The organism is Microbacterium oleivorans, from assembly GCF_023715745.1.
Taxonomy (GTDB): Bacteria; Actinomycetota; Actinomycetes; order Actinomycetales; family Microbacteriaceae; genus Microbacterium; species Microbacterium oleivorans_D.
Map to the genome: position 1 here is coordinate 724640 of NZ_JAMBOV010000001.1, position 24190 is coordinate 748829.

Here is a 24190-nt window from a genome sequence, read left to right on the forward strand (position 1 = left end):
GGAGAGGCACATGGCGGGACGCCGGAGACCGTCGTCGACGCGCGGCGGTCGCGGCCGGCGCGCCGCACTCGCCGTCGGGATGGGTGTTGCGCCCGCCGTCGTCGTCATGGCGCTCGCTGCATGTCTGCCGACCGCCCTGCAGCGGGCCGAACCGGAAGGGGACCCCCTCCCACCCGTGTCGTCGCGGTGGGCTGATACGCCCCCGCCGGCGCTCGCCGTGGCGGGAGCGGATCCCTCCTCGGCTCCCGCAGTGACGCTCGTCGATGCCGACTGGGCAGCGCGTGTCGCAGAGGCCACGGGCATCCCTCGTCGTGCCGTCGTCGCCTACGCCGCGGCCGACCTCACCGTCGCCCACGAGCAGCCCTCCTGCGAGATCGGCTGGAACACGCTCGCGGGGATCGGGTGGGTGGAGTCGCGGCACGGGTCGTACGGAGGCTCTCGCCTCGACGAGAGCGGCCTGGTGACTCCCCGCATACGGGGTCCCCGACTGGACGGCGACGGGGTGGCGGCGATCCCGGACACCGACGGCGGTGCCCTCGACGGCGACGAGCAGTGGGACCGTGCGGTCGGGCCCCTGCAGTTCATCCCCGAGACGTGGCGGCGCTGGGGCGCCGACGGCGACGCCGACGGCACCCGCGACCCGAGCAACATCGACGACGCCGCCCTGGCGGCAGCTCGCTACCTCTGTCGCTCCGGGTCGATGGCGTCGGAGGGCGCCTGGAGAGACGCCGTGTTCACGTACAACCCTTTGACGCGGTACATCGACGATGTGGCCGTGAGAGCGAACGAATACGCTCAGCGCGCACCGGTGGGGTGACGTGACGGAGGCCGCACGCCGGTGCGGCCTCCGGGTATCAGCGGTCGGTGCGTTTCAGCGAGCTGCTCGAGTCGGCGGAGTCGGGGTCGACCCCGGGCTCCACTCCTTCGATCGGCACCGCGTCGTCCTTCTGCACCGCATCGCGGACCGCCTCGATCGGGTCCTCGTCGGGCAGCGAACCGCCCGGCAGGGATCCGTCCGACTCGGCTCGGTGTCCGGCATCGTCCATGACTGCTCCTCTCGTCGGGGTGTCGACGCTACGTGGCCCCGGGGGAGCGACGGAGGGGCTTGCACAGGTGGGGCCCCGGCGATAAGCCCGATCGCCGGGGCCCGTTGTAAGCGCGGGAGAAAAAATCGGTGACCCGAACACCTCTCGTCTCGACCGTCCGCCTACGTACCTTGCACCGACAACGCTAGGCGAGCGGATGCGAGGTCTCGGGGGCATTGACGCCGTGCCCGGCCATCTGCTAGCTGGGCCCTTCGGTAACCCGCGTCCCAGGCGGTGTCAAGCCCCTCGGTCCGGGGTGCGAACAGAGAGATGGTGTCTCTCGCGGGGAGGTCCGCTCGCTGCAGGTCGACGAAGATCTGCGAACACGCTACATCCGGAGGTGCGACCGTGAGTGACGATCCCATCGGAAGATTGACTCTCGAGCCGCTGTCCCCCTCGGCGTGGCGGCTCTGCGACTCGTCGGCTGCGGCATCCGATGCCGCGCATCTGCTGGCTTACGTCGAGGCCGCCGACGACGGCGGGTACGACGTCACGTGGGTCTACTGCGCGCGCGGTACCGCGTGGTATCCGACGGTCGATGAGCTCCTGCGCGGTGCGCTTCGACACCTCGCGGCGGCTGCGCCCCGCCGAGGAAAGCCGAAGCCGATTGCGCACCGCCCGCCCCTCGCTGCCCTGTAGCGGTAATCCGCCCCCGGACCGCTGTCAAGATCGTGACTCGGCCGGAAATCAGTCGCATCCTGGATGCTTGATGTCCGTCCACGATCGAGGAGCACCGATGAACCGCATCGACATCTCGTACGGCGGACAGTGGTACAGCATCGGGAATCGCTCGGTGGAGGAGGTGCACCAGGAGATCCAGGAGGGCATGGCTGCCGGGCAGCACTGGCTCGCCGTCAACGACGGCGAGGGCAGCCCGCGCCCCGCCTATCTGTTCCTCACGCCCGGGGTGCCGATCGCGGTCATCCCCGTTCCGGAACCGCAGGACCCTCCGGCCGACAGCCAGGCTCCCGCCTTCGACGATCCCGATACCGACGGGATGCCGCCCGCCTGGCGCGGTCCCCGCATCCACCCCGACCGACAGCGACGCTGAGGTTTAACCCTGCTTCCGGTGACGGTCAAGGGGTGGCGCCCTCAGGGGTATGGCCGCAGACTCGGGTCATGAGCGACGCGAATCATGCCCGCGACGGCGTGCAGTCCGGCCCTTCGATGTCTCAGAACCCCGCCGACGACGGGCAGAGACTCGAGGGGATCCTCGTGCAGTGCCAGGCGGATCTGGCGGGTCAGGACGGCCTCGACCCTCGCCTTCTCCTGGAGCGTCGGCTGAAGGATGCCGGCATCACGCTCTCCGACGAGCAGATGACCGCCGCGCTCGCGCGCCTCGGCGTCTGAGGCATCCGGGCTATCACCGGCGCCGTCGATGGCGCAACCCGATGTCACCCTGCCAGGTGCCGACGTAGCGTGGTGCCGACCCCGTTCGAAAAAGAAGGATGTGTCATGACGACGACAGAGACGAAGTCCGCGACCTCGGCGACCCGCAACAAGCGTCGCCCCGCGAAGTCGGGTGCTCAGCTGACGGAGGAGCAGAACGCGGAGCGCGGTTTCACCGCGTCGCAGAAGCTCAGCGACAACCTGCAGGCGGTCCTGGTCGACCTCCTCGAGCTCTCCATCCAGGGCAAGCAGGCCCACTGGAACGTGGTCGGCAAGAACTTCCGTGACACCCACCTGCAGCTCGATGAGATCATCGATGCCGCCCGCGAGTTCAGCGACACCGTGGCCGAGCGCATGCGCGCGCTCCACGCCGTCCCGGACGGCCGGAGCGACACGGTGGCCGAGACCACGACGCTCCCCGAGTTCCCCCACGGCGAGGTCCTGACCTCCGATGTCATCGATCTCGTCACCGAGCGCCTCGAGGCGACCATCTCGACGTGCCGCGAGGTGCACGACGAGGTCGACGACGAGGACCCGACGAGTGCCGACATCCTGCACGGCATCCTCGAGAGCCTCGAGCAGTTCGCCTGGATGATCAGCGCGGAGAACCGCACTCCCCGCTGATCCCGACGAGCACGACGTCCGCCGAGGGCCGCATCACTCCGTGATGCGGCCCTCGTGCTCGTCGTCGAACATCTCGGGCAGGAGCTGGATGCCGCCCGAAGAGTTGGCCGACGCTGCCAGCTCCTCGATCCACTCCCGGTTGAGCGTCGGCGGCTCGGGCTCGTCGAAGACGAAACGCAGGGGGATCGCGGGGTGTAGCCAGATCGTGGTCCGGCCGCGGGGGTCGCCGTCGGGGTGCCGCCACGAGAGGGTGAACGCCTCGGAGCGGCGGAGCTTGGTCGCGATCACGATCTTCAGGTGAGCGAGAGCACGATCTGCGATCCGGATCGGGGTCGCCGAGCTGCCGTAGTAGATCACACCCATGGGGCCACCATAATGGGAGGTAGCCGTCGCGACTCCGCGACGACACGACGAGGGGGCGCAGTGGGCAAGTTCATCTACGAGGATTCCATCAAGGTGGACTTCGAGGACCGTACCCTGGCTCATCTGCAGCAGGTCATCGGCAACAAGCTGCGTCGCGGCGAGTCGTTCCACTTCACGTGGCGCGATGACAAGAGCATCGGCGAGGGACGCACCTCGGTCTGGCTGCACCCGCACGCGTCGCTCGTGTTCAAGTACTACGGCAGTCGCCAGTCGCGCATCAACCGCGCCTGGTCCGAGGCGCTCATGTATGCGGCGAACTCGCCGGCGGGCCTCCACCTCGTCCCCGAGCCCGCTGATTCCGGTGAGGCCGAGAGCGCTGGCTGACCTCGTCGAGCGCATCGCCGACGCGGCCGACCGCGTCGGCGCAGTCTGCGCGGTCGCCGAGTCCCTGACGAGCGGACGGCTCGCAGCGCAGGTGGGGCGGGGTCCATCGGCGCAGGACTGGTTCGCCGGCGGCGTCGTCGCCTATCAGGTGCGCGTCAAAGAGGACGTCCTGGGCCTCGCGCCCGGGACCGACCCATGCTCACCCGAGTGCGCGGAGCAGCTCGCACGCGGGGTACGGGCCCTCCTGCGTGCAGACGTCGCGGTCTCGACGACGGGAGTCGGCGGGCCGGACCCCCAAGACGGGCATGCGCCGGGAACCGTCTATCTCGGCTGGGCGACGGCGGATGCCGCCGGTCACCAGCTCCTGCGGTTCGACGGTGAGCCTGTCGAGGTCATCGATCAGGCCGTCGAGGCGGCACTGAACCTCCTGCTGAGCACCCTCGACGACACGCGCCCGGGCGGCTGACGACACGGCCCTCCGCCTCGCACACGAAGATGCCGCCCCGCGCCGTGGGGGGATCGGCGAGCGGGGCGGCACTGTGGGGGTGGGCTGGGGTCACACCAGAAGAGGCGGGCTCCCGAAGCGTTCGGTGAAGTCGGCGGCGAGGGCGTCCTCGTAGGCGTCCGCGTCGTCGGTCAAGTCGGAGTGATTCATGCAGCGGCCACCGGGCGACGTGTCTCGGGTCGCGCAGACGAGATCTCCGGGATGTCGAGGTCGGCATCGAGGACGAGTCCGCCGTTCGACGTGGCCTGGTCCGCCATCTCCCGAAGTGTGCCGGGGTTGAGGGCGATCGCCGCCGCCTGGTCGTAGACGAAGCGGAGCGGGATGGCCGGCTGGAACCAGAGGGTCGTGCGACCCTCACCCTCCTCGCCGGTTCCCTTCCAGGAGACGACGAAACTCTCGCTACGACGCAGCTTGGTGGTCGCAACCGCAGCGAGGTGGGCGAGGATGCGGTCCGGCATGACGATGGGGGAGTCGAGGTTCCCGTAGTAGAGGCTTCCCATGACGTTCTCCTGTTGTGGGTCGTGGTGAGGGGTCAGTGGTGGGCCGGCCGGGCCGTGGTCCGGTGGGGCCGCTGTCGTGCGAGCGAATCGAGGATGAGCGCCCTCCACCCCGTGCGCTGCTCGGGGATGAGAGCGACCCCGAGCGCGGTGAAGGGCGCCGGGATGGGGTGTGAGGGTGTGGGAGTCATCGTTCCGTTCCTGAATTACTAGCTAAACAATACATCTAGTAGATTTCACATCTCTTGTCTATCATTGAATCCGAGAAGGACAGAAACTGTCACAGATTCGGACATGTAAGGTGGTGAAGTCGATGGAGGTGCTCGACTCGTACGACTCTGTGGACGTCCGCGACACGGTCGCGACGTGGCATGAGGTCGAGGCGGGCTTCTGGGTCGGCAACACCCACGGCGCGTTCCTCGGGACCGTCGAGAGAAGCTCAACCGGTTGGATCGCACGCGATCACATCGGAGGGTTCGTAGGGAAGTATCCGGATGCGGCTGAGGCTCGGGCGGCAATCGGATGATGTCGGTCAGTCGTCACGAGCCGAGGAGTTGACATGCCTCAGTCGATCGTGCGTCACGAGCACACCCACCTTTACGCCGCTCAGCCCCGGACAGAGGCGGGGCGGCAGCTCAGCAGTGCCATCCTCGAGCTCCGCCACGCCGAGCAGGTCCAAGCGGACCGGTCGCAGCGCATCTCCGGATTGGGCGGCATCGATCTTGCCGCGCTCCGCTACCTCGTCCAGGCGCAGCGCGAGGAGCGCGAGGTCAGCCCGAAGGACCTCATCGTCATGCTCGGGACCTCGAGCGCCACGGTCACGAACGTGATCGAACGACTCGTCGGCAAGGGCTACGTCATCCGCGAGCAGCACCCCTCCGACCGGCGTGCGCACTACCTCGTTCCCACCGAGTCCGCAGCGAACCTGGTCGACGAGGTGTACGGCGCTCATCACGGTGCCGTCGTGTCGGTCATCGACAACCTCGATGAGAACGCCGCCAGCGTGACGGCGGAGACCATCCGCCGCATCGCCGCTGCGCTCGACGACCTCGCCCGCCGCGGCTGATCAGCCGCGGCGGTACCGCCGGCGTCAGATCACCGAATCCGGCCCCAGCCGGTGCCACGTGCGGTTGTGGTACACCAGCGGTGACGCCGATTCCCGCGCGATGTTCGCCTGGAGCGCGTGCGCGGCGATGACTGTCGATCCGCCGGCATCCATCCGATCGATCACGGCGCATCGCACCCATGCGCGAACGCCGTGGTACACCGCCTCACCCGTCACGAGGCGGGACCAGGGGACCTCCGCGAAGCGGTCGATTCCACTCGTCGCTCCGATCTCGGCGAGGCGCAGGTCGTCCGCGTCCAGGAGATGGACGACGAGCGTCTCGGCCTTGGCGAGGACCGGGGCCGCCGAGGACTGCGCCGACACCGAGAAGATGAGGAGTGGCGGGTCGGCGCTGACGGACGACACAGAGGTCGCGGTGAGCGCGACGGGGCCGTCCCCGGCATCCGCGGTGATGACGGCGACACCGCCTGGATGCCCGCGGAAGACGGCCTTGAACTCCTCGGGCGAGAGCGACTCACCCAGTCCGGAGGCGGCGTGCTCGCGATCACCCGGCGTGGCATGTGCGGGGGAGGTCATACATCGAACCTACGGTCGCGCGGCGGGCACGCGGGTCGTGTGTCCGAACCTTTCCTCCTGTTGCGTCAGATGACGAGGAGACGACCCGGGCGCGGATGCCGGGTGTCCGGTACGCTGATGGGGTGCTGACCCTTTGCTGTTGTCGTCGCTGACCGCCGGTTACCCGGCGACTCCCGCGACCCCATCAGCTTCCGCGCCTCTGCGAGCGCGGCATCCCGTCAGGAAGAACCCGTGCGCTACGCCAGCTCCATCGCCGACCTCGTCGGCAACACCCCCCTCGTCCGGCTGAACTCCGTCACCGAGGGCGTCTCCGCGACCGTCCTCGCCAAGGTGGAGTACTTCAACCCGGGCAGTTCGGCCAAGGATCGCATCGCGCGAAACATCATCGACGCCGCGGAACGCGACGGGCACCTGAAGCCCGGGGGGACGATCGTCGAGCCCACGAGTGGCAACACCGGGGTCGGGCTCGCCCTCGTCGCCCTGCAGCGCGGCTACCGCATGATCTTCGTCGTGCCCGACAAGTTCGCGGGCGAGAAGGTCGCCGTCCTCAAGGCGTACGGCGCCGAGATCGTGATGACGCCGACGAGCGTCCCGCCCGAACATCCCGACTCCTACTACAGCGTCTCCGACCGGCTCGCCGCGGATATCCCGGGGGCGTTCAAGCCGAACCAGTTCGCGAACCTCAACGGGCCCCGCGGTCACTACGAGACCACAGGCCCCGAAATCTGGCGCGACACGGACGGGCGTGTGACCCACTTCGTCGCCGGTGTCGGCACGGGCGGGACGATCAGCGGTACGGGCCGCTTCCTCAAGGAGGCGAGCTCCGGCGCGGTCACGGTGGTCGGCGCCGACCCCGAAGGGTCCATCTACTCCGGCGGGGACATCCACGGATACCTCGTCGAGGGCGTCGGTGAGGACTTCATGCCCGCGACCTTCGACCCGACCGTCGTCGACCGCTACGAGCGGGTGGGCGATGCCGAATCCTTCTCGATGACCCGCCGCCTCGCCCGTGAGGAGGGGCTGCTCGTCGGCGGCTCGTCGGGGATGGCGGTCGTCGCCGCGCTGCGTGTCGCGCGCGATCTGCCTGGGGATGCCGTCATGGTCGTCCTTCTGCCCGACCACGGTCGCGGCTACCTCAGCAAGATCTACGACGACGGCTGGATGACCGATCACGGCTTCTCCGTCGCCACCGAACCCAAGACCACCGGGAGCCTCGCATGAGTGCACAGTCCTCTGCTCGCGGCTTCGCGAGCCTCGCCGTCCACGCCGGTCAGGAGCCTGACCAGACGACCGGCGCGGTCATCCCGCCGGTTCACTTCTCGACCACCTTCGCGCAGGACGGCATCGGCGGTCTGCGCGGCGGGTACGAGTACGGCCGCAGCGGCAACCCGACCCGCACCGCGCTGCAGACGCAGCTGGCCGCGATCGAGGGCGGCGCGCACGCGCTGTCGTTCGCCTCGGGGCTCGCGGCCGAGGACGCCCTTCTCCGTGCCGTCCTCCGTCCCGGCGACGAGGTGCTGCTGGGCAACGACGTCTACGGCGGCACGTTCCGCCTGATCTCGCGTGTGCTCGGCGACTGGGGCGTGAAGCTGCGCGTCGTCGACATGAGCGACCCCGAGGCCGTCCGGGCGGCGGTCGCTGAGCGAGCGCCGCGCATCCTCTGGGTCGAGACGCCGTCGAACCCGCTGCTGCGCATCACCGACATCGCGGGCCTCGCCGAGATCGGGCACGGTGTCGGTGCGCTCGTCGTCGTCGACAACACCTTCGCCACCCCCGCATTGCAGCGCCCGCTGTCGTTCGGCGCGGACGTCGTCGTGCACTCCACGACCAAGTACCTCGGCGGCCACTCCGACGTCGTCGGGGGCGCGCTCGTGCTGAACGACGAGGAGCTGGCTGAGAAGATCGGCTTCCTCCAGTTCGCGGTCGGCGCCGTGTCCGGACCCCTGGACGCGTGGCTCACGACGCGCGGCATCAAGACGCTCGCCGTGCGCATGCGCCAGCACAGCGAGAACGGCATGGCCGTGGCATCCTTCCTCGACGGACACGATCGGGTCGCGCGGGTGTACTACCCCGGCCTGTCGTCGCACCCCGGGCACGAGCTCGCGTCGCGGCAGATGACCGGCTTCGGCGGCATCGTCTCGCTCGCGCTCGAGTCGGGCGAGGCCGCACGACGATTCGCGGAGTCGCTGCGTCTGTTCACGCTCGCGGAGTCGCTCGGAGGCGTCGAGTCGCTCGTGAACTACCCCGACGCGATGACGCACGCCTCCGTTCGCGGCACGGAGGCGGCTGTCCCCGTCGAGGTCGTGCGCCTGTCGGTGGGGATCGAGGACTCCGCCGACCTGCTCGCCGACATCGAGCAGGCCCTGCAGGCCTGACCCGGCCGGCCGGCGTCCGACCCGCCCGCGCGACGGCGTGTCGGCACGAATCTCCGTTGTTCAGCCGCGGTGAGGTTCTCGCTCGGCGATAGCGTGGCCGGATGACACACGCACGATGGGCCATCCTCGGTGCCGGCGCGATCAGCGGCGACTTCGCCCACGCCCTGCCCGACTCCGATCTCGGCAGACTGTACGCGGTCGGCGCGCGAGACGTCTCGCGGGCGGAGGAGTTCGCCGCCGCGCACGGCGCGACCGTCGTGGGGACGTACGACGAGATCCTCGAGCGCGACGACATCGACGCGGTGTACGTCGGCACAGTGCACACCACGCACACGGAGCTCGTGCAGCGGGCGCTGGACGCCGGCAAGGCGGTGCTGTGCGAGAAGCCGCTCGGGGTCGATCCCGCCGAGACGGATGCCGCCGTCGCCGCAGCTCGCCGCGCCGGACTGCCCCTCGTCGAGGCCTTCAAGTACCGCTTCGGTCCGTTCGCCGACCGGCTGCGCGAGCTCGTCGCGGGGGGCGCCCTCGGTGATCTGGTCGAGATCGAGTCCTCCCTCGGCTTCGCCGCCGGGGATCGGACGGGGCGCCTGTTCGATCCCGCGACCGCGGGGGGCGCGATCCTCGACGTCGGCTGCTATCCGATATCGCTCGTCGTCGGCGTGGCCGCCTGGGCGGGGCACGACCTGGACGAACTGGCCGTGCAGGCGGTGGCCGGCACGATCGGCGAGACCGGCGTCGACGAGAGCGCCGCGGCATCCGTCGACCTCGGCGGCGCCTCGGCGAACATCCGCACCGCGATCGTGCACGACCTGCCGCGGCTGACGCGCATCGTCGGGCGAGAGGCGAGCCTGGAGATCCCCAACGTGTGGGGAAGCCGGACCGACAGCACCGCGGCGGCCACCCTCATCCGGACCGACGGCACCCGCGAGGAGATCGAGGTGCCGACCGTGCAGCCGATGGCTGCCGAGGCGGATGCCACGATCCGCGCCCTCCGCGAGGGGCGGGTCGAGGCGCCCGAGATCCCCTGGGCCGAGACCCAGGCGATCGCGCGCCTGCTCGCGCAGTGGCGCGACGGCATCGAGTGACCCTCAGCGCCCGCGCCGCCACCACCGGCGCGCGGGCCGCTCGGATCCCGCCGGGGGAGCGGATGCCGCGGCGCGAGCCTCGCGCCGGGCGCGCCACGCGGCGACCTCCGCGTCGGGGTCGCGCGTCGGGGTGACGACCGGCGGCCCGCCGAGCAACTGCCGGCGCGCCTCGACGACGCGTCGGGAGAAGTCCTCGGTGTACTCGCGGACATCCTCCTCGCGGTGGAAGGCGTCGACCCGATCCTCGAACTCGGCGTGCTCGATGCGCAGACGGAGGGCGGGCGGGCCGAGGCCGGACAGCTGTTCGGTCTGGATCTTGCGCTTGATCCACCAGTCGGGGTCGTGAGACCCGCCGAGCCCCTCGAGCGGCTTGCCGGCGCCGGGCAGATCGTCGAAGTCGCCGCGGCGAATCGCCTGCTGGATGGCGGTCTCGACGTACATCGCACGTTCGGTCCCCGTGGGCGTGCCCGCGTGCCGTTCCGGTTCGGCGGGCACCTCGTCGCCGTGCTCGCGCGCGGCCCGATCGACCCGGTATCGCGCCGCACGAAGGCGGGGGTCCTCATCCATGCCGTGGTCATCGGCCATTCACCCAGGGTACGGCGCGCTGCTCTTGCATCGGCGTTGCCGGGTATGCATATACTCAGAAAACACATACCCGGTATGCAGCGAGGAGTTCCGATGTCGGTACGTTCGAGCCTCTTGGCGATCCTGGATCAGGGTCCCTGTTACGGCTACCAGCTGCGTGCGGAGTTCGATCGCCGCACCGGGTCGACCTGGCCCCTCAATGTCGGCCAGATCTACAACACCCTCGACCGCCTCGAGCGCGACGGGCTGGTCGAGAAGGGCGACGTCGACGAGCAGGGCCACGTGTACTGGCAGATCACGGACGCCGGATCCGCCGAGGTCCGGGAGTGGCTCGACGCTCCCGTGGAGCGATCCCAGGGGACGCGCGACGAACTGGCGATCAAGCTCGCCGTCGCCGCGACGCTGCCGGGCGTCGATCTCTCCACCGTGATCCAGCGTCAACGGTCTGCGTCGCTCCTGCAGCTGCAGGAGCTGAATCGCGCCAAGTACGCCGGCGCGAACCCCGACGGACCCGAGGAGCTCGCGTGGTCCCTCGTCGTCGATTCGATGATCTTCTCCGCCGAGGCCGAGGTGCGATGGCTCGACCACACCGAGCAACGGCTCGCGCGGCATCCTCACCGCACGATGGGGCTGGAGCTGTCCACCGAGACACCCAAGCGGGGAAGGCCTGCCAAATCCGAGGCGGGCACAGCCGAGGCGGTCATTCGATGAGCGCCGCCGTCCTGCAGCTGGTGGGGGTCACGCAGCAGTACGGCGAGGGCGAGACGAGCGTCTCGGCATTGTCGGGCGTCGATCTGACGGTCGACAAGGGGGAGCTCGTCGCGATCATGGGAGCGTCCGGTTCGGGCAAATCCACGCTTCTGTCGATCGCAGGCGGGTTGCAGAAGCCCACCAGCGGCGAAGTCGTCGTCGAGGGGACGTACCTCTCGACGGCGACACGTCGCGATCTCGCGCAGCTCCGGCGGCGCTCCCTGGGGTTCGTCTTCCAGGACTTCAATCTCATCCCGACCCTCACGGCGGTCGAGAACGTGACGCTGCCGCTGGAGCTCGACGGCTTCCGGGCCCGGGTGGCGCGCCGTGCGGGTCGGGATGCCCTTGCCTCGGTCGGTCTCGAGGACAAGCTCGATTCCTATCCCGACGACCTGTCGGGAGGGCAGCAGCAGCGCGTCGCGATCGCCCGTGCGGTCGTCGGCGGCCGCCGGTTGATCCTCGCTGACGAGCCGACCGGTGCGCTCGACTCGGTCACGGGGGAGGCGGTCATGAAGATGATCCGCAGCCGCGTCGACCAGGGGGCCGCCGGCATCCTCGTCACCCATGAACCGCGGCACGCGGCGTGGGCGGACCGCATCGTCTTCCTGCGCGACGGCCGCATCGTCGACGAGTCGCAGCGCCGCGGCGCCGACGCACTGCTCTCGGACGCGCGATGACCGCCGTGCAGGACCGGCCCCGAGCGGATGCCGGGGCGCGCCGTCGCGCGGAGCGACCCAAGCCGTCGCGCACAGCCCGCCTGCGTGTCTCGGCGCGCATCGCACGTCGTCAGGTGCGCCGGACGTGGGTGTCGTCGCTGTTGATCATGTCGCTCATCGCCCTGCCGATCGCCGGGATGGCGGGGGTCGCGGTGTTCGTCGCGAGCATGATGCCGACGGTCGACGAGCGACTCTCGGCCGACCTCGGACAGATGGAGGCGTGGGTCGCGCCCCTGGGAGCCGCGGACGCCGGGTTCTGGCAGGTACCGACCGACCCCTACACGTCAGGCTACGGCGACGGATGGGGGAGCGGGAACGAAGAGGTCACAGCCGTCGACCCCGTTTCCGTGCTGCCCGCGGGCACCGAGACCCTCGAGGTCTCGAACGGTCGCGAGCGCATCGAGACGACGGCGGGCATCGCTGCCGTGTCGGCCTGGGGAGGCGCGGTCGGCGATCCTCGGTTCTCGCCGCGCTTCGAGATGCTCTCCGGGAGGGCGCCGACCGGTGCCGGAGAGGTGATGGTCACCCCCGCGACGTTGGACCGCGTCGGCGCACGGGTCGGCGGCACGCTCACGCTCGTGGACGGTGGCGATGCGGTCACCATCGTGGGGACGTTCGACGACAACACGCTTCCCGACGTCGACAGCGCCCTCGCCTTCGCGGACCCCGACCGGTACGACGAGGCGAAGTGGTACCTGCCGGAGACGCCCCTGTCGTGGCCTCAGGTCCAAGAGCTCAACGAGGTCGGCATCGCCGCCTACTCGCGCGAGGTCGTGCTCGACCCGCCGTCGTTCACCTACCCCGATGGGACCGAGCCGTACACCGCTGCGACCGCCGAGGCGCAGCAGTACCTCTCACTGACCGCAGCGCTCGGAGCCGGCGGACTCGCCGCGGCGTACATGGTCGTCATGCTTGCCGGGGCAGCTTTCGCCGTGAGCGCGCGGCGTCAGCAACGGGCCCTCGCCATCGCCGCCAGCGTCGGGGCCGAGCCAACCGATCTCCAGCGGGTGGTCCTCCTTCAGGGCACCTTCTTGGGCCTCGTCGGAGGCACCGTGGGGCTCGTCGCCGGAATCGGGCTCGCGGCACTCGTCATCGCCCTGACCGACAACGGCTCGGCGACCCAGTTCTGGGGCTTCCACGTCCCATGGGTTCTGCTGATCGCCATACTCCTGTTCGCGACGGTGGTGGGGACCGCGTCGGCCTTCGTCCCGGCCCGCTCGGTCGGACGTTCCGACACGATCAGCGCTCTTCGCGGCGCGCGTAGACCCCAGCGGGTGCGGGCTTCCCGCCCTCTCTGGGGATCGCTCCTCATCGGGGTCGGAGCGACCGTGACGGTCCTGTGCGGTCTCGCCGCGGCTGCCGTGGCGACCGACATCGACCTCGCCTGGGATTCGCCGCTTCGATGGCTGCCGATCGTCGGCATCATCGCCGGCCCCGTCCTCGCACAGATCGGCATACTCATCTCCGGCCGGTGGCTGCTGTGGCTGGCGTCGCGGCTGTTGTCCCGGTTGGGCATCGCCGCTCGTATCGCCGCGCGTGATGCCGTCGCCAACGGAGCGCGCACGGTTCCCGCCTTCGCCGCCATCGGTGCGACCGTGTTCGTCGGCATCTTCGCCGTGGGTCTCGGCATGATGTCAGCGGGTCAATCGGAGCGAACGTACACCTATGCCGCCCCGCTCGGGACGGCGTACGCCGAGGTCTACTCGAACGACGTGGAGCCGCTCTCGCCCCAGGTCGCCTCTACAGCGACCGCAGAGGTCGCCGATGCGCTCCACAGCGCCGGCGCGACGTCGACCGCGGTCGTGCAGCGGCAGCAGCCGACGTGGGCGGAGGACGAGGCGGATATACCCGCGGAGGCTGAGCGTGCCGTCGCCCTCACGCCGGATTCCTTCCTCATCGACCAGAACGACCCCCAGGGTGGCTGGAGTCACTTCGGGGATCAGACGAACAACATCCACGTGATCGAACCAGGCGACCTCGCGACCATCATGGGCACGACCCTCTCGGCATCCGATCGCGCCGCGTACGAGAACGGTGCGGCCGTCGTCGCGGACGACCGTCTGATCGTCGACGGCGTGATCGACATCGCCGCCTGGCCGGAGCGAGCCTGGCAGTTCGGCCGCGCACCCGACAACCATTACCGTCCTACCCCCGGGCAGGACGTCGAGGAGCCGTCCTGGGAGCGGCAGGCTCGGGCCATCGGGGTCGATGCTCGAGAGCAGGGGATCGCCGTCGCGATCACTCCTGAGACGGCGGCCGAGTGGGGACTCCAGGTGGTCGGCAGCGGCGTGTACGCCGTGTTCCCGGAGGGTGCGGAGGTTGCGACCGGCGACCGGCTGAACGCGCTGTCGGAGTCGCTGACGACCGAGTCGTACGGCGTCTGGATCTATCGGGAGAACGGCCCCGCGGATCCGTCCTCCTGGCTCGTCCCCCTCCTCGCTGCCGTCGCGGTCCTCGTCCTCGGCGCGAGCGCCGTCGCTCTCGGCCTCGCGCGCTTCGAGCGTCGACCCGACGACGCGACGCTCGCGGCCGTCGGGGGCACGCCGGGACTGCGGCGCCGCATCGGACTGTGGCAGGGTCTCGTGATCGCCGGCTTCGGCACATTCGCGGGCGCCGCCGCGGGCATCCTTCCTCCCATCGGGTTCTGGCTGCAGTCGCAGACCGCCTACGAGCCCATGAACCTCGCAGACATCCCATGGTGGTTGTTGGGGGCGCTCGCCGTCGCGCTGCCGCTGGGCATCGCCGCGGTGAACTGGCTCGTGCCGCCGCGCGAGCCCGAGCTCACGCGACGGAACGTCATCGCGTGAGCGCGGGAGGCCGTGTCACAGGCGAGCGGATGCCTCGGTGAGGACGCTCCGCAGGATCCCCTCGATCTCATCGAAGTCCGCCGGCCCCATCGTCAGCGGCGGCGCGAGCTGGATGACGGGGTCGCCGCGGTCGTCGGCGCGGCAGTAGAGGCCGGCGTCGAACAGCGCCTTCGAGAGGAAGCCGCGCAGCAGACGCTCGGACTCGGCGTCGTCGAACGTCTCCTTCGTCGCCTTGTCCTTCACGAGCTCGATGCCGAAGAAATAGCCGTCGCCGCGCACGTCGCCGACGATCGGCAGATCGAGGAGGCGCTCGAGCGACGCGCGGAAGGCGGGCGAGTTCTCGCGCACGTTCTGCAGCAGACCTTCCTCCTCGAAGATGTCGAGGTTCTCCATCGCCACCGCCGTCGACACCGGGTGCCCGCCGAACGTGTACCCGTGCGGGAACGACGTCGTCCCGTGGGCGAAGGGCTCGTGGATGCGGTCGCTGATGATCGTGCCGCCCAGCGGCGAGTACCCGCTCGTGACCGCCTTGGCGAAGGTGATCATGTCGGGCTGGTAGCCGTAGCGGTCCGCGCCGAACCACTCGCCGAGACGGCCGAAGGCGCAGATGACCTCGTCCGAGACCAGCAGCACGTCGTGACGGTCGCAGATCTCGCGGACGCGCTGGAAGTAGCCGGGAGGCGGCGGGAAGCATCCGCCCGAGTTCTGCACCGGCTCGAGGAAGACCGCCGCGACCGTGTCGGCGCCCTCGAAGAGGATCGCCTCCTCGATGCGGTCGGCGGCCCACTTCCCGTACTCCTCGGGGGTCGCACCGGTGAAGCCCTGCTCGGCCGCGCGGTACCAGTTCGTGTTCGGGACGCGGAAGCCGCCCGGCGTCACCGGCTCGAACATCGATTTCATGCCCGGCAGTCCGGTGATCGCGAGCGCGCCCTGCGGTGTGCCGTGATACGCGATGAAGCGCGAGATTACTTTGTGCTTCGTCGGCTTGCCCTGCAGCCGCCAGTACTGCTTGGCGAGCTTGAACGCGGTCTCGACCGCCTCGCCGCCGCCGGTCGAGAAGAAGACCCGGTTGAGGTCGCCGGGGGCCAGGTGGGCGAGCCGGTCCGCGAGCTCGATCGCGGACGGGTGCGCGTACGACCAGATCGGGAAGAACGCGAGCTCCTCGGCCTGCCGGGCCGCCGCCTGCGCGAGGCGGGACCTGCCGTGTCCGGCGGCGACGACGAACAGGCCCGAGAGCCCGTCGATGTACTTCTTGCCGCTCGCATCCCAGATGTGGTGACCGTCGCCCTTCACGATGATCGGCACGCCGGACCCCTCGGTCATCGACGACTGCCGTGCGAAGTGCAGCCACAGGTGATCACGGGCCTTCGCCTGCAGGTCGGTCTCGGATGGTGCCATGGGTTCCTCCGGTGCGTCGTGGGTGGGTGGGGCGGATGCCGGGTGTCAGCGCATCGTGTCCAGGATTCCGACGAGGTCCTCGAACGTCGTGCGGGGGTTCAAGATCGCGAAGCGCGCGTTCGTGCGCCCGGCGTGGCTGGACGGCGTGACGAAGGCGTGCTGGTCGTCGAGCAGGCGGTTCGACCAGGCGGTGTAGTCGTCCTTCGTCCACCCGCGGCGCTCGAACACCACGACGCTCAACTGCGGACGCCGCACGAGCTCGAGCTCCTCGCGCGACTCGATCTCGGCGGCGATCCGCTCGGCGAGCGAGATCGAGCACGTGATGGCTTCGCGGTAGACCTCGGCGCCGTACGTCGCGAGCGAGAACCACAGCGGCAGTCCGCGGGCCCGCCGGGTGAGGTGGGCAGCGAAGTCCGACGGGCTCCAGTCGCTCGTCTCCGTGAGGGTGTCGAGGTACTCCGCGTGCTGCGTGTGCGCCCGGCGGCCGAGCTCGGGGTCGCGGTACAGCAGGGCGCAGGCGTCGAACGGGGCGAACAGCCACTTGTGCGGGTCGACGATGAGCGAGTCGGCGTGCTCCAACCCCGCGAAGTAGTGCCGCGCGTCGGGGGACAGCGCGGCGGCGAGACCGTAGGCGCCGTCGACGTGCAGCCACACGCCGTGCTCACGGGTGACCTCGGCGACGGAGGCGATGTCGTCGACGATCCCGAAGTTCGTCGATCCGGCCGTCGCGACGACGGCGAAGACGCTGTCTCCGTGCGCGTCGAGCGCCGCGCGCACCGCATCTCCGTGAAGGACCCCACCGGCATCGGGCGCCACGGGAACGACCTCGACATCCATGACCCGCGCTGCGGACGCGATCGAGGAGTGCGCCTCGGCGGAGCACACGACGCGCCAGCGGTCCGGACGGATGCCGCGGTCCCGGGCTGTCTCGCGTGCGGCCACGAGCGCCGACAGGTTGCCGAGGGTGCCGCCCTGAACGAAGACGCCGCCGGCGGTCGCGGGCAGCCCGAACTCGCCGGCGAGCCAGCGCAGCACCTCGTTCTCGGCGTGGACGGCTCCGGCGCCCTCGAGCCACGACCCGCCGTAGAGCGCGCTCGCCGAGACGACGAGGTCGAACGCTGCGGCCGCCTTCGACGGTGCGCTCGGGATGAACGACAGGTAGCGCGGATCGTCGGTCGTGATGCAGGCCGGCGCGAGCACGTGCTCGAAGACCCCGAGCGCCTTGCGCGCCCCGATGCCCTGCTCGCTGATGGTGACACCCGCGAGGCGGGCGAGCTCGGCCGGCGGCAGCGGCTTGTCGAGCGGGTTGTCGTCGGTGAGCAGACGCTGGCGCGAGTAGTCGAGGACGAGGTCGACGATCTGACGGGTCTCGTCGGTCACGTCGTGCATGCGGGCGGGCTGGGTCATCGGTTCTCCGGGGTGGTGCGGGGGAGTGCGGGGGTGCGCGGCGGTCGGGTCCGGCGGGCGCCCAGACGTTCGAAGGCTACGCCGAGGCGCAGCAGCACGGCGTCGTCGTACGCGCGCCCGGCGATCGTGAGGCCCACCGGCATCCCGGTGTCGGTCATCGTGCCCATCGGCACGGTGAGGGTCGGGATGCCGAGGTGCCGGATCGCGAGGTTGCCGTTGGCGATCCAGACGCCGTTGCGCCATCCGAGGTCCGCCGAGGCGGGATTCACGTCCATGTCGGCCGGGCCGACATCGGCGACGGCGGGGAAGACGACCGCGTCGAGACCGGCGGCATCCATCCACTCCTCGAGGTCGGTGCGGCGGATGAGCTCGAGCGCGCGCAGTCCCTCCTCGAGTTCGGGCATGTCGTCCATGCCCGCGCCGGGATGGGCGCGCACCCACTCCGGGTACTCGGCGATGTCGTCGTCGAAGCCGGTGTAGCGGTCGGGGAGGGCGCCCGGCGGGTGCGGGAAGATCGCGGCGCCGTCGACACCGGCGAGCGTCGAGAGGGCGGGGTCTCCGTTGGCGGCGAGGAAGTCGTCCCACGCCCACGCCGACAGGTCGACGATCTCGCGCTGCAGGTAGCCCTCGGGAACGCGCTGGTGGATGGTCGATGCGCCCGTCCGGTCGCCCTCGTAGTCGCTCACGACCGGGAAGTCGACGTCGACGACGGTGGCTCCCGCCGCCTCGAGGTCCGACCGTGCCGCGCGCCACAGCTCGAGCACCGACTCCCGGGTCTCGATGCGCCGGCCGGTCGGGCCGCCGATGCCGGTGCCGGTCCCGGCATCCGGGTCGGCGTTGATGTACATGCGCGGGATGCCCAGACGCACGTCCGCGAGCGTCGCGCCGTCCGCGAGGGCGGCATAGGACCTCGGGCGCACCGCCGACGCCGCGGGCAGTTCCACCCACGGCTGCGCGCGCCAGAAGTCCCCACGGGTCTCGGTGTCGTCGGCGACGATGACCTCGAGGACCTCCAGGAGGTCGGCCATGGTGCGGGTGTGCGGGACGACGACGTCCATCGTCGGGACCAGCGGCCAGTTGCCGCGCACCGAGATGACGCCGCGCGACGGCGTGTAGGCGCAGAGCGCGTTGTTCGAGGCGGGACCCCGACCCGAGGACCAGGTCTCCTCGCCGAGGCCGAACGCGGCGAAGCTCGCGGCGGTCGCCGTGCCGGATCCGTTCGAGGATCCGCTGGCGAACGGCGCGGTGAGCCACTCGGCGTTGTACGGGCTCTCGGCGCGGCCGTACACGCCGCGCTGCATGCCGCCGTTGGCCATCGGGGGCATGTTCGTGAGGCCGAGGCAGATCGCCCCGCCGGCGCGCAGGCGCTCGATCGTGAACGCGTCGCGCTGTGCGACGAGGTCCGCGAAGGCCGGCGACCCGGCGGCGGCCGTCAGCCCCCGCACGAGGTAGCTGTCCTTGGCCGTGTACGGGATGCCGTCGAGCGGGCCGAGGGTCTCACCGCGAGCACGACGCTCGTCGGATGCCGCGGCCTCCGCCCGCGCATCGGGGTTGCGCACGACGACGGCGTTCAGCGCGGTCGTGGTGCCGGGGCCGTCGTACGCGTCGATCCGGGCGAGGTACGCGTCGACGAGCTCGACGGCCGTCGCCTCGCCCGACTCCAGCGCAGCGCGCAGCTCGGCGATGGTCGCCTCGACGACGTCGATCATCGGCTCACCGCCGGCTGCTGCTGCGTGATGCAGTGGATGCCGCCGCCGCGGGCGAAGAGGGGGCGTGCGTCCACCGTCACGACCTCTCGGCCGGGGTAGGCGTCCGCCAGGATCGCCCGGGCCTGCGCATCAGCCTTCTCCTCACCGAAGCCGCAGGCGATGACCCCGCCGTTGACGACGAGGTGGTTGACGTAGCTCCAGTCCACCGGGCCGTGGGCGTCGGTCAGGGCCTCGGGTGCGGGGAGGCCGACGATCTCGAAACGGCGACCGGCGGCATCCGTCTGACCCTCGAGCTCGGTGCGGAGTTGCGCGGTGACGGCGTGGTCGGGATGCGCGGGGTCGCGCTGGTCGTGGAGCAGGATGCGGCCGGGCGAGGGGATCGTCGCGACGATGTCGACGTGTCCGTTCGTACCGAAGTCGTCGTAGTCGCGGGTCAGGCCGCGGCTCAGCCACACGGCGTTCGTGGCGCCGAGGGTGCGGGCCATCTCGGCCTCGACGCGCGCGCGGTCGGCGAACGGGTTGCGGCGCGGGTCGAGCTGAACGGTCTCGGTGAGCAGCACCGTGCCCTCGCCGTCGACGTGGATGCCGCCGCCCTCGTTCACCAGCATCGACGAGACCAGCTCGGCGCCGACCTCGCCGGCGACGAGGCGGGCGTGCGCGGCGGAGTCCCGCCACCGCGCCCACTCGGGGGCGCCCCAGCCGTTGAAGATCCAGTCCACGGCGCCCAGGACGCCGGGGCGCTCGTCGTCGACGACGAAGGTGGGGCCGTGGTCCCGCATCCAGTACTCGTCGACGGGAGCCTCGAGCAGCGTGACCTCGCCCGGCAGCATGCTGCGTGCGCGGGCCGTCTCGGTCGGGTCGACGACCATCGTGACGGGCTCGAACCGGGCGACGGCCGTGGCGACGGCTGCCCACGTGGCGTACCCCTCCGCGCGCTCGGCGTCGGTCTCGCCGAGGGTGAGGCCTTCGCGGGGGAACGCCATCCAGGTGCGCTCGTGCGGGGCGGTCTCGCTCGGCATCCGCCAGGCCATGGCGTCTCCCTCAGGTGTCGGGTACCTTATTGATCGTTTGATCAACAAGGGGGAGGCTACCGAGTCCATGACACAGACGTCAACCGTCCGCCGGATGCGGAAGAGCCCGGCCGAGCGCCGCGACGAGATCGCTGCCGCGGCACGCCGGATCGCGCTCGAGGACGGCCTGGACGCCGTCACCCTGCGCGCGGTGGCCGCCCGTGTCGGCGTGGCGCCCGGACTCGTCGCCCACCACGCCGATGGGATGGACGTGCTCGTGGCCGAGGCCTTCGGCGCCGTCGTCGCGGAGGAGCTGCGGGCGGTGCGTGCCGCCATGCGGGCGACGGATGCTGCGACCGCACGTCTCGGCATCCTGCTCGACACGGTCCTCGGGGACGAGCCGAGCGCCGTCACGCTCGTGTGGGTCCAGGGGTGGGCGCTCGCCACCCGCAACGAGGAGCTCGCCGTGCGCGTGCGGGCCGAGATGGACGCGTGGCAACGGGCGCTCGCCGCTGAGATCGAGCGCGGTCGCGAACGCGGCGAGTTCGGCGCCGTCGACGCCGACGCGATCGCCTGGCACCTGCTTGCGATCATCGACGGCCTCGGCGCCCAGGGGCTCGTCCGCTGGCGCGCCGACCCGTCTCGCACCGACCTCACGCGCCGCGCGCTCGCGGCGCTGCTCGGCGTCCCCGCCGACGCGCTGCGCGCCTGACCGTCGCCGACCTCTCGAGCCGACGCGAACTGCGCTCATCCCGCCGGAACCGATGCCGTTCGCGTCGGGTCGGCGGGTCATCGGCCGGCGATGAGGTCGGCGATGCGGGCGACGGGTGAGGTGCCGCCGCCGCGGTCCTCGCGCGCGTCGGCGAACCGGTACGCGCCGTAGATCCCGTGGACGGCGAGCCAGCGCAGCGGCTCGGGCTCCCAACGCCGGGCGCGGTGCCCGACCCAGGGCAGCGATACGAGGTCGGAGTCCTCGCCGAGCACGAGGTCGGCGAGCGTGCGACCTGCGAGGTTGGTGGTCGCGACACCGGTCCCGACGTAGCCCCCCGCCCATCCCACGCCCGCCGCGCGGTCGAAGCCCACCGTCGCCGCCCAGTCCCGCGGCACGCCGAGGACCCCCGACCAGGCGTCCTCGACGGGGACATCGGATGCCGCGGGGAAGAATCGGCGCAGCAGCTCGGTCAGCGACGCCACGGTCCTGCCCGGCGTCGCCCCGTCGGTGTCGATGCGAGAGCCGTACCGGTACGGCACACCGCGTCCGCCGAACGCGATGCGGCCGTCGGCGGTGCGCTGCGCGTACATGTAGACGTGCGCGGCGTCGCCGAGGGTCGCAGCATCCGTCCATCCGATCTGCTCCCACGCCGCCTCCGGCAGCGGCGCGGTCACGATCATCGACGAGTTCATCGGCAGCCAGGTGCGATGCTCGCCGCGCAGGTCGGTCGTGAAGCCCTCCGTGGCGCGGATCACGGCGCTCGCGCGCACGACGCCCCGGTCGGTCACGGCCCGTCCGGGCAGGATCTCGGCGACCGCGGTGTCCTCGAAGATCGTGACACCGCGTCGCTCGACGGCGGCAGCCAGTCCGGTCAGGAGCTTCACCGGATGGATGCGGGCGCAGTGCGGATGCCACACGGCGCCGAGCGTGCCCGCGACCCGCACGTGCTCCGCGGTGCGCGCGGCATCCCACCGCTCCACGTCGGTGCCGGGCCACGCCGACTCGGCCGTGAACAGCGCGTCGAGGCGCGCGAGCTGCGCGGCGCTGCGCGCGACCGTCAGCTCGCCGCCCTTGCGGATGTCCGCGTCGATGCCCTCGGCCGTCGCGACGCGGATCACCTCGTCGACGGTGTCGTTCATGGCGCGCTGCTGGCGGATGCCGCCGTCCCGTCCGTACCGCTCGCGACCACCGGTGACCGAGTTCGTCAGCCATCCGCCGTTGCGGCCGGAGGCTCCGAACCCGGCGAAGCGGCGCTCGAGCACGGCGATGCGCAGCTCGGGCCGGCTCTCGGCGAGGTAGTAGGCGGTCCATAGCCCCGTGTACCCGGCACCGACGATCGCGACGTCGACGTCGAGATCACCGGGGAGAGGCGCGCGCGCCGGAATCGATCCGTGGTCACGCCACCAGTGCGAGACGGTGGTCACAGATGCTCCTTCTCTGCGGTGCCGCGGGACGCTGCGGCAGTCCTCCGGACGGATCGTCCGGAACGGTTAGGCTGAGCCCACCTGTGCTCCCTGGACCCGAACGGCGAGTGTCGATGCCCCACCCCGACGATGATCGGATGCCGCAGCGGACCGAACGTCCGGACGGCGCCGTCAGCCTGCCCCGGGTGCGGGAGGTGCTCGCGCTGAGCGCCGTGCAGTCCGGCCGCCCGGAGGTGCTGGTCGGGGGACCGCCCCTCGACGCGCTCGTGCGGTGGGTGCACGTCTCCGACAGTCCCGGTGTCGCTCGGCTGCTGAACGGCGGCGAGCTGCTGCTGTCGACGGGCTCGGCATGGCCCGACGACCCCGGCCGCTTGAGCGAGTTCGTCGGGGAGCTCGCGCGCGCGGGGCTCTCGTGCCTCGTCCTCGAACTCGGCACCCATCATGCGCAGGTGCCGGACGCGGTCGTCGAAACCAGCCGGGACGCCGGTCTGGCGGTGATCGCCCTGCACCGCGAGGTGAAGTTCGTCGCGATCACCGAGGCGGTGCATCGCCGGATCATCGACGATCAGTCCGCGGCCCTGCGGGTGCGGGAGGAGGTGCGGTCGCGGTTCACGGCACTCGCCCTGCGCGGCGCGCCCGCCGACGACATCGTCGCGCAGGTCGCGCACGTCCTGTCGGCGCCCGTCGTCCTCGAGACACTCGCGCACGATGTCGTCGTCGCCGAGGTGCCGGCCGCGATCGAGGAGGAGACGCTCACCCGGTGGGAGGTGCGCTCCCGGCTCGCACACCGCGGAGCGGGCGAGCAGGATTGGCTCATCGTGCCGGTGGAAGCACGTGGAACCCGGTGGGGGCACCTCATCGCCCTGCCCGGTCCGCCCCACGCTGCGGGACGTGTCAACGTCGTCGAACAGGGAGCGCTGGCGCTCTCGTTCGGTCGGCTCACGGAGGGCGGCGCGGCGGAGTGGGGTCGCATCGGCCGCAGTCAGCTCCTCGACCGACTGGTCCGAGGTCGCTTCGGCGCCCGCGGGCCCGTGACCGCGCGGGTCGAGGCGGCGGGGCTGCCCGTCGAGGGAGCCCAGCTTCGCGGGGTGGTCGCGACCGGTGTCGCACCCGACCCGCAGGTCGCCGACGAAGCGGCGCGCCGTCTCGGCGGCCGAGCGCTCGCCGGATCGCCGGCCGGCAGCGGCGTCGCGATGCTCCTCTCGTTGCCGACCCGTGACGGGTTCGACGACGACACCGCCCGCGCGTTCGCCGCCGGTCTCGGCGGGGATCCGGATCGGATCGTCCTGTCCGTCGGCTCCGCGGCGACCGGGCTGGACGCCGGTCTCGCGTCGTTGCAGGAGGCGATCGACCTCGCCCGCGGAGCATCGGCGCCGTACGCCGGCGGTCCGCATGTGCGGCGAGCGGAGGATCGTCCCCTCGCGCGGCTCATCACCGCTCTGCGGGACGACCATCGCGTCATCGAGCACGGCGAGCGGATGCTCGCGCCCCTCATCGACTACGACCTCGCCCGGTCGGGGGACCTGTTGGATGTGCTCGAGGCGATGCTCGCCCATCCCGGCAACCGCACCGCCGCGGCATCCGCGTCGCACCTGTCGCGCTCGGTGTTCTACCAGCGGATCGCGCTCATCCAGGAACTGCTGGGCGCCGATCTGGACGACGGCGAGGTGCAGACCGCGCTGCACCTCGCGCTGCTCGTGCGTCGTGCGACGGTGGGCTGAGG

28 protein-coding genes are annotated in these 24190 nt (G+C 71.0%); 17 read left to right on the forward strand and 11 right to left on the reverse strand.

Annotation, left to right across the window (positions count from 1 at the left end; genetic code table 11):
• Positions 1-10 precede the first annotated feature (10 nt).
• Positions 11-817 (forward strand): lytic transglycosylase domain-containing protein, encoded by an 807-nt coding sequence (locus M3190_RS03355; protein WP_251578294.1) that lies wholly within the window; start codon positions 11-13, stop codon positions 815-817.
• A 37-nt stretch (positions 818-854) separates the two neighbouring features.
• Here the strand turns inward: M3190_RS03355 and M3190_RS03360 are convergent, their stop codons facing one another.
• Complete coding sequence (locus M3190_RS03360) at positions 855-1046, reverse strand: hypothetical protein (protein WP_251578296.1); 192 nt, start codon at positions 1044-1046, stop codon at positions 855-857.
• 387 nt (positions 1047-1433) lie between these two features.
• Between M3190_RS03360 and M3190_RS03365 the strand changes: the two genes are divergently transcribed.
• From M3190_RS03365 to M3190_RS03380, 4 genes are all read left to right on the forward strand, one after another.
• Positions 1434-1724, forward strand: a complete 291-nt coding sequence (locus M3190_RS03365) for a hypothetical protein (RefSeq protein ID WP_251578298.1) — start codon at positions 1434-1436, stop codon at positions 1722-1724.
• A gap of 97 nt (positions 1725-1821) precedes the next feature.
• Positions 1822-2136: a hypothetical protein gene (locus tag M3190_RS03370; RefSeq protein ID WP_251578300.1), complete on the forward strand. Its 315-nt coding sequence runs from the start codon at positions 1822-1824 to the stop codon at positions 2134-2136.
• Positions 2137-2204: 68 nt separating this feature from the next.
• A complete protein-coding gene (locus tag M3190_RS03375) occupies positions 2205-2435 on the forward strand; it encodes a hypothetical protein (protein WP_251578302.1) in 231 nt (76 codons plus the stop codon).
• 105 nt (positions 2436-2540) lie between these two features.
• Complete coding sequence (locus M3190_RS03380; protein ID WP_251578304.1) at positions 2541-3098, forward strand: Dps family protein; 558 nt, start codon at positions 2541-2543, stop codon at positions 3096-3098.
• Positions 3099-3131: 33 nt separating this feature from the next.
• Here the strand turns inward: M3190_RS03380 and M3190_RS03385 are convergent, their stop codons facing one another.
• Positions 3132-3461 (reverse strand): DUF7882 family protein, encoded by a 330-nt coding sequence (locus tag M3190_RS03385; RefSeq protein ID WP_251578306.1) that lies wholly within the window; start codon positions 3459-3461, stop codon positions 3132-3134.
• 60 nt (positions 3462-3521) lie between these two features.
• Here M3190_RS03385 and M3190_RS03390 point away from each other — a divergent pair, with 60 nt between their 5' ends.
• Positions 3522-3845, forward strand: coding sequence for a DUF7882 family protein (locus tag M3190_RS03390; protein ID WP_251578308.1), 324 nt, complete (start codon positions 3522-3524; stop codon positions 3843-3845).
• Positions 3823-4311 carry a CinA family protein gene (locus M3190_RS03395; protein ID WP_251578310.1) on the forward strand — a complete coding sequence of 163 codons (489 nt, stop codon included), beginning with the start codon at positions 3823-3825 and terminating at the stop codon, positions 4309-4311. Before M3190_RS03390 ends, M3190_RS03395 begins: the two co-directional genes overlap by 23 nt.
• A 185-nt stretch (positions 4312-4496) precedes the next feature.
• On the opposite strand, the gene M3190_RS03400 is transcribed toward M3190_RS03395, so the two are convergent.
• Together M3190_RS03400 and M3190_RS03405 are read right to left on the reverse strand one after the other, a co-directional pair.
• Complete coding sequence (locus tag M3190_RS03400; RefSeq protein ID WP_251578312.1) at positions 4497-4850, reverse strand: DUF7882 family protein; 354 nt, start codon at positions 4848-4850, stop codon at positions 4497-4499.
• A gap of 32 nt (positions 4851-4882) precedes the next feature.
• Positions 4883-5038: a hypothetical protein gene (locus M3190_RS03405; protein WP_251578314.1), complete on the reverse strand. Its 156-nt coding sequence runs from the start codon at positions 5036-5038 to the stop codon at positions 4883-4885.
• 122 nt (positions 5039-5160) lie between these two features.
• Between M3190_RS03405 and M3190_RS03410 the strand changes: the two genes are divergently transcribed.
• Together M3190_RS03410 and M3190_RS03415 are read left to right on the forward strand one after the other, a co-directional pair.
• Complete coding sequence (locus M3190_RS03410) at positions 5161-5373, forward strand: hypothetical protein (RefSeq protein WP_251578316.1); 213 nt, start codon at positions 5161-5163, stop codon at positions 5371-5373.
• Between the two features lie 33 nt (positions 5374-5406).
• Positions 5407-5913 (forward strand): MarR family winged helix-turn-helix transcriptional regulator, encoded by a 507-nt coding sequence (locus tag M3190_RS03415; RefSeq protein WP_251578318.1) that lies wholly within the window; start codon positions 5407-5409, stop codon positions 5911-5913.
• Positions 5914-5937: 24 nt separating this feature from the next.
• Here M3190_RS03415 and M3190_RS03420 read toward each other — a convergent pair whose 3' ends face one another.
• A complete protein-coding gene (locus M3190_RS03420) occupies positions 5938-6489 on the reverse strand; it encodes a flavin reductase family protein (RefSeq protein WP_251578320.1) in 552 nt (183 codons plus the stop codon).
• Between the two features lie 231 nt (positions 6490-6720).
• Here M3190_RS03420 and M3190_RS03425 point away from each other — a divergent pair, with 231 nt between their 5' ends.
• The 3 genes from M3190_RS03425 (at position 6721) to M3190_RS03435 (ending at position 9949) form a co-directional block, all read left to right on the forward strand.
• Positions 6721-7710: a pyridoxal-phosphate dependent enzyme gene (locus tag M3190_RS03425; protein ID WP_251578322.1), complete on the forward strand. Its 990-nt coding sequence runs from the start codon at positions 6721-6723 to the stop codon at positions 7708-7710.
• Complete coding sequence (locus M3190_RS03430; protein WP_251578323.1) at positions 7707-8864, forward strand: cystathionine gamma-synthase; 1158 nt, start codon at positions 7707-7709, stop codon at positions 8862-8864. Before M3190_RS03425 ends, M3190_RS03430 begins: the two co-directional genes overlap by 4 nt.
• Before the next feature lie 101 nt (positions 8865-8965).
• Positions 8966-9949 carry a Gfo/Idh/MocA family protein gene (locus tag M3190_RS03435; RefSeq protein WP_251578325.1) on the forward strand — a complete coding sequence of 328 codons (984 nt, stop codon included), beginning with the start codon at positions 8966-8968 and terminating at the stop codon, positions 9947-9949.
• A 3-nt stretch (positions 9950-9952) separates the two neighbouring features.
• Here M3190_RS03435 and M3190_RS03440 read toward each other — a convergent pair whose 3' ends face one another.
• Positions 9953-10516: a DUF1992 domain-containing protein gene (locus tag M3190_RS03440; RefSeq protein ID WP_439958005.1), complete on the reverse strand. Its 564-nt coding sequence runs from the start codon at positions 10514-10516 to the stop codon at positions 9953-9955.
• 111 nt (positions 10517-10627) lie between these two features.
• Between M3190_RS03440 and M3190_RS03445 the strand changes: the two genes are divergently transcribed.
• Genes M3190_RS03445 through M3190_RS03455 form a run of 3 tightly spaced genes read left to right on the forward strand, consistent with a single transcriptional unit; the run spans position 10628 to position 14807 of the window.
• Positions 10628-11245: a PadR family transcriptional regulator gene (locus tag M3190_RS03445; protein ID WP_251578328.1), complete on the forward strand. Its 618-nt coding sequence runs from the start codon at positions 10628-10630 to the stop codon at positions 11243-11245.
• Positions 11242-11961 carry an ABC transporter ATP-binding protein gene (locus tag M3190_RS03450; protein WP_251578331.1) on the forward strand — a complete coding sequence of 240 codons (720 nt, stop codon included), beginning with the start codon at positions 11242-11244 and terminating at the stop codon, positions 11959-11961. The genes M3190_RS03445 and M3190_RS03450 overlap by 4 nt, the downstream gene beginning before the upstream one ends.
• The gene (locus tag M3190_RS03455; RefSeq protein WP_251578332.1) at positions 11958-14807 is read left to right on the forward strand and encodes an ABC transporter permease; all 2850 of its coding nucleotides are present in this window, start codon (positions 11958-11960) and stop codon (positions 14805-14807) included. Before M3190_RS03450 ends, M3190_RS03455 begins: the two co-directional genes overlap by 4 nt.
• 15 nt (positions 14808-14822) lie before the next feature.
• Here M3190_RS03455 and M3190_RS03460 read toward each other — a convergent pair whose 3' ends face one another.
• Genes M3190_RS03460 through M3190_RS03475 form a run of 4 tightly spaced genes read right to left on the reverse strand, consistent with a single transcriptional unit; the run spans position 14823 to position 20352 of the window.
• Positions 14823-16205, reverse strand: coding sequence for an aspartate aminotransferase family protein (locus M3190_RS03460; RefSeq protein ID WP_251578335.1), 1383 nt, complete (start codon positions 16203-16205; stop codon positions 14823-14825).
• 45 nt (positions 16206-16250) lie between these two features.
• Positions 16251-17612 carry a pyridoxal phosphate-dependent decarboxylase family protein gene (locus tag M3190_RS03465; protein ID WP_251578337.1) on the reverse strand — a complete coding sequence of 454 codons (1362 nt, stop codon included), beginning with the start codon at positions 17610-17612 and terminating at the stop codon, positions 16251-16253.
• The gene (locus tag M3190_RS03470; protein ID WP_251578339.1) at positions 17609-19321 is read right to left on the reverse strand and encodes an amidase; all 1713 of its coding nucleotides are present in this window, start codon (positions 19319-19321) and stop codon (positions 17609-17611) included. The genes M3190_RS03465 and M3190_RS03470 overlap by 4 nt, the downstream gene beginning before the upstream one ends.
• Positions 19318-20352, reverse strand: a complete 1035-nt coding sequence (locus M3190_RS03475) for an agmatine deiminase family protein (RefSeq protein ID WP_251578341.1) — start codon at positions 20350-20352, stop codon at positions 19318-19320. The genes M3190_RS03470 and M3190_RS03475 overlap by 4 nt, the downstream gene beginning before the upstream one ends.
• Positions 20353-20419: 67 nt before the next feature.
• Here M3190_RS03475 and M3190_RS03480 point away from each other — a divergent pair, with 67 nt between their 5' ends.
• Positions 20420-21043 (forward strand): TetR/AcrR family transcriptional regulator, encoded by a 624-nt coding sequence (locus tag M3190_RS03480; protein ID WP_251578343.1) that lies wholly within the window; start codon positions 20420-20422, stop codon positions 21041-21043.
• Positions 21044-21120: 77 nt separating this feature from the next.
• Here M3190_RS03480 and M3190_RS03485 read toward each other — a convergent pair whose 3' ends face one another.
• Positions 21121-22467, reverse strand: coding sequence for an NAD(P)/FAD-dependent oxidoreductase (locus M3190_RS03485; RefSeq protein ID WP_251578346.1), 1347 nt, complete (start codon positions 22465-22467; stop codon positions 21121-21123).
• A gap of 137 nt (positions 22468-22604) precedes the next feature.
• Between M3190_RS03485 and M3190_RS03490 the strand changes: the two genes are divergently transcribed.
• A complete protein-coding gene (locus M3190_RS03490; RefSeq protein ID WP_251578347.1) occupies positions 22605-24188 on the forward strand; it encodes a PucR family transcriptional regulator in 1584 nt (527 codons plus the stop codon).
• The last annotated feature ends 2 nt before the right edge of the window (positions 24189-24190 follow it).